Raw genomic sequence first — 12,738 nt, 5'->3', positions numbered from 1 at the left:
AGGATTATGAAACTGATCCTCACCGCTGCCGTTGAGAACCTTGGTGAACCCGGCGACATTGTCGAGGTCAAGGACGGCTACGGACGTAACCTTCTGCTTCCGCGCGGCCTGGCTATCGTGGCCACCCGTGGCGCAGAGAAGCAGATTGAGGACATCAAGCGCACCCAGCAGGAACGCGAGGTGCGCGACCTGGATCACGCGAAGGAGCTGCGTGACCAGCTCGACCAGCTGCAGGGCGTGACCGTCAAGGTGCGCACCGCTGAGAACGGCAAGATCTTCGGTTCGGTCAAGCCGGCCGACATCGCTGATGCCGTTGCAGCAGCAGGCGGTCCGAACTTGGACAAGCGCCGCATCAACATGCCGAAGGGTCTTGTGACCAGCACTGGCGGCTACCAGGTCAAGGTCCGACTCCACGATGACGTGGAGGGCAAGGTGAACTTCGAGGTCGTGAGCGCCTAGTTTTCGCGCTTAACGGCGATCGCGTCTGACGCGATCCAATGACAACAGCTTTGAGCGTGGGTCCCACTTGTGAGGAGTGGGGCCCACGCTCTTTTTGTGTGGTTTTCGGGTTGGCGCCGTCGTCTGCGCGCTGACCTGCGGTTGCGCACAGGTGCTTGTGGATAACCGGTGGAAAACTCCAGTTCAATGGCCGCTCGGCCGCCTGATATGCAACGGTTCGGGCATTTATTAGGGGTTATTTTGCGCTTGTCAAACCTGCTGGTTGTGAAGTTATTCACCGCTAACGATACTTGACCGATGTGAATAATAATGGTCTGTAATGGGTGTTTTGTGTCCGGTGGGGATAGGGCGGGGAGTTATCCACAAGTTATCCACAGGCATTGGTGGTGGGGTGTGGAATGGATCGTGCGATTTGCGTTGATTATTCACAGGGGGCTGTGGATAACTCGGTTTCGATGGGGGTCAAAGGGTTGCGCGAGGAGGGTCTGGTTCACCCCGGCGGGTAACATTTCACACGAGCTGACAACGTGAAGGAGCGGGAAAATATGGCATCGGGGACAGCCGGTACTGCCGGCGGAAATTCTGCGCAGGACAACCAGGCCGGTGGCGACAGCTTCGCCGATGAGGCGGTTCCTCTGCCGCCGGAGCCGACTGATGGTCCGCCCGAGGACTACCGGGGTGATTCTGGGCGCTCGAGTGGATCTTCGCGTTATGGCCGTGGAAAAGGCTTCACTCAGGACCGCGATGATTTGACCGAGTACCGCCAGCCCCCGCATGACCGAAAGGCGGAACAGGGCGTGCTCGGCGCCATGCTGCTCAGCCCCAACACGGTGATCGACGTCATTGAGCTCCTCCGGGTGGAGGATTTCTACTTCCCGGCGCACCAGCTGATTTACCAGGCCATCCTGGATTTGTACTCGCAGGGCTCCGAGGTGGACGTGCTGATCGTCAGCGGCCGCCTCGACCGCCTGAATCAGCTGGAGCGTGCCGGTGGCGCCCCGTACCTGCACACGCTGATCTCCGAGGTTCCCACTTCGGCCAACGCGCGGTATTACGCGGACATTGTGGGGGAGAAGTCCACCCTGCGCCAGTTGGTCGATGCCGGTACTCGTGTGGCTCAACTCGGTTACGACGGTGCGGAGGGTATGGAGATTGAAAATCTCGTGGACCGTGCCCAGCAGGAGGTCTTCGCCGTTGCTCAGCAGAAGACGGGGGAGGACTACCGCGCGCTGGCTGACCTGCTCAAGCCGACAGTGGATGAGTTGGCGGCCTACGAGAAGGACGGCGGTCTCGCCGCCGGCGTGCCCACGGGCTTTATTGATCTGGACCGCCTGACTAATGGGTTGCACCCAGGGCAGATGATCATCGTCGCAGCGCGTCCGGGCGTGGGTAAGTCGACGCTGGCCATGGATTTCGTGCGGTCGTGCTCGATCCACAACGGCCTGACGTCGGTGATCTTCTCGTTGGAGATGAGCGCTTCCGAGATCGTCATGCGTCTGCTTTCGGCTGAGACGGAGATCAAGCTGGCGGCGATGCGCTCGGGCCAGATGGAAGAATCCGACTGGGAGAAGCTCACTCAGCGTCTCCGCGAGATTCAGGCCGCGCCGATTTTCGTCGACGACTCGCCCAATCTGACCATGATGGAGATCCGCTCGAAGGCGCGTCGTCTGAAGCAGCAGCATGGGCTGGACCTCGTGGTGCTCGACTACATGCAGCTGATGAGCTCCGGCCGCAAGGTCGAATCCCGTCAGCAGGAGGTCTCGGAATTCTCTCGTCAGCTCAAGCTGCTGGCGAAGGAGCTCGAGGTCCCGGTCATCGCGATCTCACAGCTGAACCGTGGCCCGGAGGCCCGCACCGATAAGCGCCCGCAGTTGGCGGACCTGCGTGAGTCGGGTTCGTTGGAGCAGGACGCCGACATCGTCATGCTGCTGTACCGTCCGGATTCGCAGGACCGCGATAATGAGCGCGCAGGTGAGGCGGACATCATCATCGCGAAGCACCGCGGAGGTCCGATCGACACGATCGCGGTTGCGCACCAGCTGCATTACTCGCGCTTCGTCAACATGGCCCGCGGTTAGGGCCGATGCAGGGCTAGCGCTTTATCCCAATGCTTTCCCGCGCTGCTCCGGCAACGTGAACGCGGCGACGCAGGCAAGGGCGAAAGCGCCGGCGAAGATACCGAACACCGCAGACGGGCCGCCGAACGCGAGAACGGGCGGGACGATGAGCGGCGCGATGATGGAGCCGATGCGACCGAAAGCAGCGCCGGCGCCTGTGCCGGTTGCGCGGACGGAGGTGGGGTAGAGCTCCGGGCCAATGGCATACAGCGCGCCCCAGGCGCCGAGGTTGAAAAATGACAGCAGGCAGCCTGCCGCGATGATCTGCCACGGCGCGGCGGCGAAGCCGTAGAGTACCGCGGCGAGTGCGGATCCAGCGAGAAAAGCAGACAGAGTGATGCGGCGTCCCCATACCTCAATTAGCCAGGCGGCCGCGGCGTAGCCCGGCAACTGCGCGACGGTGATGATCAGCGTGAACGTGAAAGATCGCACCAGCGTGAACCCTTGATCAACCAGCAGGGACGGAATCCAAATGAACGCGCCGTAGTACGACAAAGAGACGCCGAACCAGACGGCCCAAAATGCGGCGGTCCGGCGGCGCAGTGCCGGCCCCCAGATGCCGCCGCTCGTGTCCTCGGGACTGGCAGCTGGGGCGGGGGAGTGGTCGATCGCAGCAGGGTCAGCGTCCTGTTCGAAGGAGCGGACGATGGCCTCAGCTTCTTCGTGGCGGCCGACTGATTCGAGGTACCGCACCGATTCGGGCAGGCCGAGGCGCACGTAGATGGCATAAAGAGCGGGGACTGCGCCGAGCGCGAAACCCCAGCGCCACCCGTTGTCGCCTTGGGAGACGACAAATGTGCCGATCACGGCGGCCATGATCCACCCGACCGCCCAGAATGCCTCCAGCAGGACGACCATGCGTCCGCGAACCTTGCGCGGAGAAAACTCGCTGATCAAAGTAGAAGCGACGGGGAGTTCCGCGCCGAGTCCGAGACCGACGAGAAAGCGGAAGACCATGAGAGCGCCCACGGACCACGCCAGAGCTGACGCGCCGGTGGCCAGGCCGTAGAGCAACAGTGTCGCGGCGAAAACTTGGCGGCGACCGATCTTGTCAGCGAGGAGCCCGCCTAAAGAAGCGCCGATGGCCATCCCGATGAAGCCGATCGACGCGATCCACGATGTGGTGGATTTGTCCAGGTCCCAGTGCACGGCCAGGGCAGCGATGATGAAGGACACGAGCCCGACATCCATCGCATCGAGCGCCCACCCAATGCCTGATCCGACAAGGAGACGTTTGTGCTTGGCAGTCACGGGAAGACGGTCAAGGCGATCGTTACGGGAGAGAGCGTCCGTGCGGGCAGTAGTACTCATGCACGGAAATCATAATCACCGCTGGTTAGCGCATCGAAGTCTTTCGGGTATATCTATTCAGAAGCGGTTCAGCCGCAACGAGTTCGAGACGACGAATACTGAGGAAAACGCCATCGCGATGCCCGCCAGCATGGGATTGAGCACTCCGAACGCGGCGACGGGCACGAGGATCACGTTGTACGCGAACGCCCAGAACAAGTTGCCCTTGATCGTGCGCAGCGTCGCGCGCGAGAGCCGGATCGCGTCAGCGGCGGACCGAAGGTCGTCGCCCATCAAGGTGATGTCGGCAGCCTCGATCGCGACGTCCGTGCCCGATCCCATGGCCAGGCCCAAGTCCGCGGTGGCCAGGGCGGCAGCGTCGTTCACGCCGTCGCCGACCATCGCTACGACCTTGCCTTCAGCGCGCAGCTTATCGACGACATCCACCTTCTCCTCCGGCATCACCGATGCCGTCACATTGTCAGCGTCGATTCCGACAGCCTCGGCCGCTGCTTGGGCGGCACCAGGATTATCGCCGGTGAGCAAGTGCGGGGTGAGCCCAAGTTCGCGCAGCTCCGTGATCGCCTGAGCGGAGGATTCCTTAACCGTGTCGCGCACCGCGATCACGCCGGCATCGGCGCCGTCGACTGTCACGGACACCGCGGTGGCACCGTCCTTCTCCAGTGCCCGGGCACTCTCACCGGTGCCGCGCGAGACGGTGACAGGGGAGCCGCTAATAACCGCGCTTACGCCCTGACCTGGTGTGCTGCTGAAGTCTGTGGCTTCCGGAATCTGCAGGTCGGCGCTCGCAGCGACGATCGCCCGCGCGATGGGGTGCTCGGAGCTGGACTCGACGGCTGCGGCGAGCGCGAGTAGCTCGTCGGCGGTGAATCCCTCCGCCGGGTCAACGTTGGACACCGTCATCTCGCCGGTAGTGACTGTGCCGGTCTTGTCCAGCACGATCGTGTCCACGCGGCGAGTCGATTCGAGGATCTCCGGGCCCTTGATCAACAGGCCCATCTGCGCGCCGCGGCCGGTGCCGACGAGAATCGCCGTCGGTGTGGCCAGCCCAAGCGCGCACGGGCACGCAATGATCAGCACCGCCACGGCCGCGGAGAACGCCTGCGGGGACGGGTGCCCCAGCAGCAGGTGCACCGTCAGTGTGACCAGTGCGATAACGATGATGGCAGGGACGAAGACGCGCGAGATGCGGTCCACAAGCTTCTCGACGGGCGCCTGCCCCGCCTGCGCCTGCCGCACCAGCTCGCTCATGCGGGACAGGGTGGTCTCCGCGCCGACGCGGGTCGCCTCGACGACGAGCCGGCCGGTCTGGTTCACCGTCGCGCCGGTGACGGTGTCACCCTCAGTGACCTCCACCGGGACGGATTCGCCGGTGAGCATCGAATTGTCTACCGCCGAGTGACCCGCGATCACTGTGCCGTCCGTGGCGATCTTCTCGCCCGGGCGCACCACGAACTGGTCGCCCTCAGCCAGCTGCGAAACCGGAACACGGATTTCCTGTCCGTCGCGGATGACAGCTGCGTCTTTCGCGCCCATCGTTGCCAGGTCGCGCAGGGCTTCCGAGGACCTGCCCTTTGCCTTGACCTCGAACCATCTACCCAACAGTAGGAATGTGATCACCACGGCGACAGTCTCGAGGTAGATCTCGTCCATCCCGTGCGACCCGGAGCCTGCCCGGGAGAAGATGTGCATCTCCATTGTGATGCCCGGCTCGCCGGCATTGCCGAGGAAAAGCGCCCACACCGACCAGAGGTAGGCGGCGGTGGTGCCCAGACTGATCAAGGTGTCCATCGTGACTGCGCCGTGGCGCAGGTTCGTCCAGGTCGCGCGGTGGAAGGGGGCGCCCGCCACGACAAACACCAGCGTGGTCAGGGTAAAGACCGCCCACTGCCAATAGGTGAACTGGAGGGCCGGGATCATGGAGACCAGCATGATCGGGACGGCCAGCAGCGCCGACCAGATCACTGTCCGCTTCAGCTCGGCGGCCTCGTTCTCGCGGGCCAAGTCGATGCTGTTCATGGAATCGGCGCTGTTTGCGGAGCTGCCGGAGGTCTCTTCCGCGCCGGGCTCGGTAGCCGACATCGCGAACGCATCGTAACCGGCGTCGCGGACCACCTGGATCAGCGAGGCCCGGTCAGTCTTGCCGGGGTCGAAGTCCACCGACGCGGTTTCGGTGGAGAAATTCACGTTCGCCTGTACACCATCGACCTTGTTCAACTTCCGCTGCACACGCGACGAGCACGAGGTGCACGTCATTCCCGTCACGCCCAGGTCGAGGTGCTCGAGCTGAGTTGAATCTGGTGCTAAGAGCTGGGAACGTGCCGGGGTGCCCACCGTGCAGTCATCCTTTCTGCAGATGCGAGAGTTGAAAAAGCCACTACTCCCGTAAACACCGAAACGGGCCCGGAGATTCCTGATCGGCAGGAATCCTCACAAACACACACGGACCCGTTGGAAAATCGGCCAAAAAATTTAGACCAGCGAGTAACCAGCCTCTTCCACGGCGGCAGCGACTTGCTCGCGGGTGAAACCGTCGCCAGTGACCGTGACGGAACCGGACTTGTGGTCCGCTGTCACGCTGGTGACACCGTCGATCTCGCTGATTTCTTCGACCACGCTCGCCTCACAGTGGGCGCAGGTCATTCCCTCGACGGTGAACTGAGTGGAATCGGTCTGATCTGTCATAGTCATCACCTTCCTATGAGCTAGGTGGGGGTGCGGGTTTTTATTCGTCGATAAGCGAAAAGCCCGCGTATTCGACGGCGAGCGAGATCGCCTCATCTGTGAAGTTCTCGCCGCGGACGCGCAGGATGCCTTCGTCCACCTCGATTTTCACGCCCTGGGTTCCCAGCACCTGACTCACCTCGTCCTTCAACTTCGCTACGGAGGTCTCGTCCGTAGGGCCTTCGAACCGGTAGTTCTTCGTCACGTGCTCTCCTTAAACTACTGCTCATTCCAGCAAGGGAATGAAACCGACGTTGATAGGGTTGGACCAACATAGACCCCGCATGAACGGGGAACTCCTTACGAATGAGATTACTAAAGCACTGATAGGAGATGAACAGTGAGTACCGTCAATGTAACCGAGGACACGTTCACCCAGACCATCGAGAACAACGACATTGTCATCGTGGAGGCATGGGCTGACTGGTGCGGGCCGTGCAAGGCCTTCTCCCCGATCTTTGAGAAGGCCTCGGAAAAGCACTCCGACATCACCTTCGCCAAGCTCGATACCGAAGCCAACCCGGGCCTGACCGCAGCTCTGCAGGTCGTGTCTATTCCGACCCTGATCGTCTTCCGCGAAGGCATCCACCTCGGCGAGCAGGTCGGTGCGCTTCGCCCCGGTGAGCTCGAGGAGCTCATCGAGCAGATCCGCAACATCGATATGGATGAAGTCCACCGCGACATCGCGCAGCAGAACGACCAGCAGGGCGAGAACTAAACACGCGTCGCTTTCTGGGCAGATCCCCCGGCGCCCCCTTTCACAGTGTGGTGCCGGGGGATCGGTCTGTTCGGAGCGGGCCGATTGCGGCTGTTTTTCTAGATGTGAACCCCAAACCTTAGTTCTCCCAGGACGCTTTTTCGGAGCGGTTTTTGTCCACCAGGAGAAACTAAGTTCTGGGGTTAACATTTGCGGGTCCGCCTGGGCGGAGCGGACCTGGGGGCAGGCTGAGGCAGGGCGGTCGCCGGGCAAGGCACGTAGACTCGGGAAACGAAAGCTCGACGAATTATCTACGGAAGTAAAGGACCCTCTTTCATGGCTAACCCGTTCAGCAAGGGCTGGAAGTACCTCATGCAGTCGTTCGACTCGAAGATCGACGAAAACGCAGATCCGAAGGTCCAGATTGAGCAGGCCGCAGCTGCGGCGAAGGACCAGCACAACGCGATCACCCGTCAGGCGGCGGAGATCATCGGTTCAAAGAAGCAGCTCGAAATGGCCATCAGCCGCAAGCGCGAAAAGCAGGACGAGCTGCAGGACAAGACCCGCACCGCGCTGAAGATGGCGGACCAAGCGACGGCTGAAGGCGATACCACCAAGGCATCGCAGTTCAACACCACCGCCGAGACGCTTGCCGCGCAGCTGGTGACGGTCGAGCAGGAGCTGCAGGACCTGTCCACCCAGTACTCCGCCGCTGAGCAGGCTGCCGCTCAGGCCGAGCAGCAACAGAAGCAGTCGGAGGCGCGCCTGCAGGAGCAGATGAACGAGGTCAACCGACTGCGTTCCCAGGTTGATCAGGCGAAGATGCAGGAGCACACCGCCCAGACGATGGACACCATCGGCCAGTTCCGCGAGGACGATTCGGTGCCGACGCTGGACGGCGTGCGCGACAAGATCGAGCGCCGCTACGCCACCGCACTGGGGCAGCAGGAGCTCGCCGAGTCGGGTGTTGACGGCGTGATGGCTGAGATCGAGTCCGGTCAGACAGACGTCGCTGCCAGCTCGAAGCTCGCCGAGATCCGCGCATCCATGGACGAGGAAAAGGCCGGCGAACTGACCGCTGGCAGCGCGGCAAACTCCACCGGTGCGGATGAAAGCGCCGACCAGGAGTCCGCGAAGGAGGAGGACGGCGAGCCGAGCGAGGAGAGCCTCGACCGTTTCGACGGGGAGTCCCCGCAGTCCTAGGGCTCGTCGCCCCCGGGTTTTAACTCTGGGTCGTCCGGCGGATATTGATCAGTACTCCGCGGATCCCGGAGTGGAAACCATCGCGGAGGTTGACGCGCTGGTGCTCGCTGAGCGTGTACTCGTGAAGAGTCTCGCAGGCGAATTGCAGTAGCGGGCGGTCGATCTCCGGAGGCAGGCCGCCGCCCGAGAGCATGTGCGCTTTATCGCGCTGTTCGGAGGAGGCGGCATTGTCATACCACCAGGTAGCGTACTGCTGGCCCACGTCGAATGGGGTCTGGAACCCAGACGACGTCCACACCTCTTCCGGAAGCGGCACATAGCGCGAGCGCAGCTTGCGCCGCGGAGCCATCATCGACGGCTTCGGCATATTCCGTGGGCTGGCTGCTGCCAATTGTGCAGGTGAAGGCGGTCCGGGACGTTTCGTCGCTGATGGCTCGGCAGTCTCCGATTCGTCGGGCTCATCATCGAGGTCAGCGTCAGCCGTGGGTTCCGCGCTACCGGCCGGCTCTTCAGGAGCGTCGTCGGTTTGGTGCTTTCCGGCCTCCGCAGACTGTTCGTCGGGCGCGTCGGTCGGGGAAGCAGCGCCGTCGATAAGCGCTTCGGCCTCGCCGCTGACGGCTGACTCGGACAGTGGCTGCTCGCCGTCGGGGCGCGGCACATTGCACATGCCTTCGTCATCTTCTTCGCCAGCGTCATCCATCGGGCGCTCCCGGATCGTCGGCGGGAGTGGGCCTTCGAGGACTTGCAGCTGCATAGCCTCGGCGAAATCCTCACGTGGGTCGAGGATCGTGGTCGAATCGCATGCGTGGCGCAGGGCCGACGACATGGAATCCCAACCGAACCCGTAGAGATGGACCCGAATGCCGGCGTTAGTGGCTTCCTCAACGCCCGGAATCATGTCGGCATCGCCGCTGACCAGGACGAAGTCGGTGCACTGGCCGCGCATCGCGTTGACCACAATGTCGGCGACGAGACGGGTGTCCACGCCCTTCTGCGTGCGGCGTTCGCCCCACTCGATCAGTTGGCCGGTGCGCAGCTGGACGCCGTCGCACGTGCGCAGCGCGCGTTGGTAGCGGTGCGGGCCAGAATCGGGGATGCCGTCGTACCAGAACTGACGGTGAATCGGTTGGTTTAGTTGCTGAGTGATCATGCCCGAGAGGTTGTTCACCACCTCAGGCAAGTCGATTTCTAATTGCGATCGCGCTCCTGTTTCCCACGAGTTATAAAAGCTCGCGAGCAGGTAAGACGTGTCAACAAAGACGAGTGTGCGTTCAAGCATGGCTCCTAAATCCGTATCTATTCATCTAACTAAAGTTTGTTGTCTCCCCAGTCTGCCTGTTTTGTGTCGCTCTCGCTGAGATTCCGCGTTGACCAGCGATATCGGCAGTGCATAGACAGGTTATATCCAGCCCAGCGTGCGATATTGACGATCGGTCCCATTGGTTATACGGTTAGTTAGGCAACTAACCAACCAACCAGCGTAAGTGAGGCTGAGGGTGGGTAATGACACAGAACCGCTGTTCCTTCAGATCGCACGACTAATTCAAGACCAGATCATGGAAGGCGAACTCGAGCCGGGGGATCGCGCCCCATCGACAAATGAGCTCGCCGCATTTCACAGCATTAATCCCGCTACCGCACGTAAGGGGCTCACATTGCTGGCCGAAGCGGGAGTTCTGGAGAAGCGCCGCGGCATCGGCATGTTCGTTACGGAGGGCGCGCGCGAACGGATCATCGGCAAGCGCCGCGAGGATTTCGCGGGCGCGTACGCCGCACCGCTTATCGACGAAGCCTTGCGCCTTGGTTATGCCCGCACTGAACTCCACGATCTCATCGACCGCGTCGCAGAAAGCAGAGGAATGTACAAATGACAATTCACGTATCGGGCCTGGCCCATAGCTTCGGCAAAAAAGACGTCCTGCAGGGTGTTGACCTGGACTTCGGTCCAGGCATTCACGGTCTGCTCGGCCGCAACGGCGTGGGTAAATCCACCCTTCTGCAGATCATCGGCGGTCAGCTCAAGCCCGAAGCGGGCACAGTAGAGGTCTTCGGGCAGCGCCCCTTCGACAATGCCCGCGTCATGGATAACACGTGCCTGACCGGCGTAGATACCGCGTACCCGGGCACGTGGTCCGGCAAAGACGTGATCAAAGGTGCGCGCTTGCGCTACCGCACCTGGAATCAAGCGTTTGCCGACGAGCTCGTCGCCGACTTCGACATGGGCGGTGCCCTGAGCACCCGCTACGACAAACTCTCGCGTGGCCAGCGCGCCATGGTCGCCATCATCATCGGGCTCGCCTCGGGCACGGAGCTTTTGCTTCTCGACGAACCCTATGTCGGCCTCGACACCCACAACACCGGGGTGTTCTACCGGCATCTTCTGGCCCAGGCAGATTCCGGGCGCACGATCGTGATGGCCACGCACCACATCGATGACGCTGCAAAAGTCCTGGATGATGCGGTGATTCTGGGGCGCGATGGGATCGTGCTCAAGCGATGTGCCCCTGAGGATGCCGATGAATTCGCTGTCGCGGGCCCGGAACTTGTACCGATTAGCGACGCCCCGCGCCACGCACGCGCCGCGACTTTCGACGACCTCATCGAGCACTACCTGGAGGTGTCCTAGATGAACACGAGTCTGCTTGGATATTTTCGCCACCAATTCGTCGCAGCGCCGCTGGCGCGCTTGATCTGGATGATCCCGATATTGGCGGCGATCGCTTTCGGGCTGCTTTACGCCGTTCGTGATTCGCCTACTGCTGTCATCTTCGGCCCAATGATGCTGACAGTGTTCATGATCGGGACATTGTCGTTGGAGGAATCCGCGTACACGGCGTACGGAATGCCGAAGTCGCGCACAATGAAATTGACTGCGATGGCTGTCGTGCCCTCAGTGTTGTTCAGCGCAACCATCGCATTGTTCGCGCGCCCGGACTGGGTTGGCATCGCGGGTGCACTCGTGGCGTTGGTGTCGGGACTGCTCTTCGGTTCGCAGTACACGGCCGGCAATGCGGTCGATAGCGACCGGGAGGCAGATTCGCACATCGGTCGTGGCAGCTTCGAATTCGAATTGATCTTCAAGCCGCAGCTGCTGTGGGCACTCGGTGTCGCCGTTGCGCACTGCATCTTCCTGTATCTGTCGGACTTCATCGGCAACGACACCTTCGGGCAGCTCTTCGGTGGCCTACCGATCATGGTCTGGTACTCGGTTTACTGTATGCAAGGGCTCGGTATCCCCGGTCCGACAACAGGTGCAAGCTACGGCGTGCCGCGCCGGCGCTGGCTGGCGTTGTCATGGGCGGCTGCGCTGGTCTCCGCCGCGACGTATATCGGTTTGGCGGGCTTGGTCTCTCCGTCCGAATTCTCCTGGGTCGCAGTGATCACCATCGGTATCGGCGGTCTTGCCAGTGCCATCATCGGTGCCGCGGTAAAGATCTGGCGCACGGAATTAGGCATGGTGCCCGGCTACATGATGTTCTTCATCGCAAATGACGCATCGGATACTCAAAGCTTCCTCGACGGCGGAGTCATTTTTGCGCTGGTGACAGCGGGAATCCTCGCGTCTGTCGGCATTGTGATTCAGGCCGGGTATCTCATGGGATTGATCAACCCTAACCATGCCAAGGATAAGGCGTAGAAAGTCGGCTTGACCTGCTGGTTTGTGTTGTTGGTTGGGTGTGTGTAGCTTTATGTGAGTCAGCGTGACCGACAACGCCCCGCCGGATAGTGATTCTGGTGAGATGGCGGTAGGAAAACAATCGCTGGTAGATCCTTTCATTTGATTCGCATGGCAGGCGATTTTGTTTGTTGTGTGGGTGTGTGTAGGGTCGGTCAAGCCGCTTTGAACAGGCCTCCTTGGTTGTGGGGTGTGTTTGGGTGTGCGTGTGTTGTGTGAGAACTCGATAGTGTGCCAATGATTTTGTTTGGTTGGTTTGTGTGACTGTTTCATGCCTTTTTGTGGTGTGTGCTGGTCGGATGATGCCTGAACCATTGATGGGGTGTTGTTCGTCTGGTTGGTCGCATGGCTGATTGGATTTTTTGTTGTTGTCTTTTCTCCTCGTCGGAGGGGCAGCAATGTTTGATGGACCCTTTGTTGGGTTTGTTTAGTAATTTTTGGATTGCCAGGCCACGCTTTGTTGTGTGGTGTGGTTTGTTTTGGTTGGGTTTTGGGCTTTTCACGGCTCAGTTCTTTTACTGATTTTTTGTGGAGAGTTTGATCCTGGCTCA

Annotated in this window: 12 protein-coding genes; 7 read left to right on the top strand and 5 right to left on the bottom strand. The window is 61.2% G+C overall.

Annotated features, from left to right (window positions below; genetic code table 11):
* Positions 1 to 6: 6 nt before the first annotated feature.
* On the top strand, positions 7 to 459 hold the full coding sequence (gene rplI / locus ACUY2Y_RS00060) for a 50S ribosomal protein L9 (RefSeq protein ID WP_210576055.1): 453 nt from the start codon (positions 7 to 9) through the stop codon (positions 457 to 459).
* A gap of 545 nt (positions 460 to 1,004) precedes the next feature.
* Positions 1,005 to 2,537 (top strand): replicative DNA helicase, encoded by a 1,533-nt coding sequence (gene dnaB / locus ACUY2Y_RS00055; protein WP_246875204.1) that lies wholly within the window; start codon positions 1,005 to 1,007, stop codon positions 2,535 to 2,537.
* Between the two features lie 21 nt (positions 2,538 to 2,558).
* On the opposite strand, the gene ACUY2Y_RS00050 is transcribed toward dnaB, so the two are convergent.
* The 4 genes from ACUY2Y_RS00050 to ACUY2Y_RS00035 all read right to left on the bottom strand — a co-directional run bounded on the left by ACUY2Y_RS00050 (position 2,559) and on the right by ACUY2Y_RS00035 (position 6,816).
* Complete coding sequence (locus ACUY2Y_RS00050) at positions 2,559 to 3,887, bottom strand: MFS transporter (protein ID WP_448324292.1); 1,329 nt, start codon at positions 3,885 to 3,887, stop codon at positions 2,559 to 2,561.
* Between the two features lie 57 nt (positions 3,888 to 3,944).
* A complete protein-coding gene (locus ACUY2Y_RS00045) occupies positions 3,945 to 6,143 on the bottom strand; it encodes a heavy metal translocating P-type ATPase (RefSeq protein ID WP_448324492.1) in 2,199 nt (732 codons plus the stop codon).
* A gap of 216 nt (positions 6,144 to 6,359) precedes the next feature.
* Positions 6,360 to 6,572 (bottom strand): heavy-metal-associated domain-containing protein, encoded by a 213-nt coding sequence (locus tag ACUY2Y_RS00040; RefSeq protein ID WP_259901805.1) that lies wholly within the window; start codon positions 6,570 to 6,572, stop codon positions 6,360 to 6,362.
* 40 nt (positions 6,573 to 6,612) lie between these two features.
* Positions 6,613 to 6,816 (bottom strand): transporter, encoded by a 204-nt coding sequence (locus ACUY2Y_RS00035; RefSeq protein WP_259901807.1) that lies wholly within the window; start codon positions 6,814 to 6,816, stop codon positions 6,613 to 6,615.
* Positions 6,817 to 6,951: 135 nt separating this feature from the next.
* Here ACUY2Y_RS00035 and trxA point away from each other — a divergent pair, with 135 nt between their 5' ends.
* Positions 6,952 to 7,329: a thioredoxin gene (gene trxA, locus ACUY2Y_RS00030; protein WP_448324291.1), complete on the top strand. Its 378-nt coding sequence runs from the start codon at positions 6,952 to 6,954 to the stop codon at positions 7,327 to 7,329.
* Between the two features lie 315 nt (positions 7,330 to 7,644).
* The gene (locus ACUY2Y_RS00025) at positions 7,645 to 8,511 is read left to right on the top strand and encodes a PspA/IM30 family protein (RefSeq protein ID WP_448324290.1); all 867 of its coding nucleotides are present in this window, start codon (positions 7,645 to 7,647) and stop codon (positions 8,509 to 8,511) included.
* Between the two features lie 19 nt (positions 8,512 to 8,530).
* Here the strand turns inward: ACUY2Y_RS00025 and ACUY2Y_RS00020 are convergent, their stop codons facing one another.
* A complete protein-coding gene (locus ACUY2Y_RS00020; protein ID WP_448324289.1) occupies positions 8,531 to 9,790 on the bottom strand; it encodes an NYN domain-containing protein in 1,260 nt (419 codons plus the stop codon).
* A gap of 217 nt (positions 9,791 to 10,007) precedes the next feature.
* Here ACUY2Y_RS00020 and ACUY2Y_RS00015 point away from each other — a divergent pair, with 217 nt between their 5' ends.
* Genes ACUY2Y_RS00015 through ACUY2Y_RS00005 form a run of 3 tightly spaced genes read left to right on the top strand, consistent with a single transcriptional unit; the run spans position 10,008 to position 12,148 of the window.
* Positions 10,008 to 10,382: a GntR family transcriptional regulator gene (locus ACUY2Y_RS00015; protein WP_448324287.1), complete on the top strand. Its 375-nt coding sequence runs from the start codon at positions 10,008 to 10,010 to the stop codon at positions 10,380 to 10,382.
* On the top strand, positions 10,379 to 11,137 hold the full coding sequence (locus ACUY2Y_RS00010) for an ATP-binding cassette domain-containing protein (protein ID WP_448324285.1): 759 nt from the start codon (positions 10,379 to 10,381) through the stop codon (positions 11,135 to 11,137). Before ACUY2Y_RS00015 ends, ACUY2Y_RS00010 begins: the two co-directional genes overlap by 4 nt.
* On the top strand, positions 11,138 to 12,148 hold the full coding sequence (locus tag ACUY2Y_RS00005; RefSeq protein WP_448324283.1) for a hypothetical protein: 1,011 nt from the start codon (positions 11,138 to 11,140) through the stop codon (positions 12,146 to 12,148). It abuts the gene before it with no gap.
* Positions 12,149 to 12,738: the final 590 nt, after the last annotated feature.

It is taken from the genome of Corynebacterium sp. 20-84 (genome assembly GCF_053479455.1).
Note: the sequence above shows the minus strand (reverse complement) of the source record. Positions and strands in the feature narration are given on the sequence as shown.

Excerpts from the sequence above, each read along its gene's own strand:
- rplI (WP_210576055.1), top strand. The coding sequence starts at position 7 with ATGAAACTGATCCTCACCGCTGCCGTTGAGAACCTTGGTGAACCCGGC.
- dnaB (WP_246875204.1), top strand. The coding sequence starts at position 1,005 with ATGGCATCGGGGACAGCCGGTACTGCCGGCGGAAATTCTGCGCAGGAC.
- ACUY2Y_RS00050 (WP_448324292.1), bottom strand. The coding sequence starts at position 3,887 with ATGAGTACTACTGCCCGCACGGACGCTCTCTCCCGTAACGATCGCCTT.
- ACUY2Y_RS00045 (WP_448324492.1), bottom strand. The coding sequence starts at position 6,143 with ATGACGTGCACCTCGTGCTCGTCGCGTGTGCAGCGGAAGTTGAACAAG.
- ACUY2Y_RS00040 (WP_259901805.1), bottom strand. The coding sequence starts at position 6,572 with ATGACAGATCAGACCGATTCCACTCAGTTCACCGTCGAGGGAATGACC.
- ACUY2Y_RS00025 (WP_448324290.1), top strand. The coding sequence starts at position 7,645 with ATGGCTAACCCGTTCAGCAAGGGCTGGAAGTACCTCATGCAGTCGTTC.
- ACUY2Y_RS00020 (WP_448324289.1), bottom strand. The coding sequence starts at position 9,790 with ATGCTTGAACGCACACTCGTCTTTGTTGACACGTCTTACCTGCTCGCG.
- ACUY2Y_RS00010 (WP_448324285.1), top strand. The coding sequence starts at position 10,379 with ATGACAATTCACGTATCGGGCCTGGCCCATAGCTTCGGCAAAAAAGAC.
- ACUY2Y_RS00005 (WP_448324283.1), top strand. The coding sequence starts at position 11,138 with ATGAACACGAGTCTGCTTGGATATTTTCGCCACCAATTCGTCGCAGCG.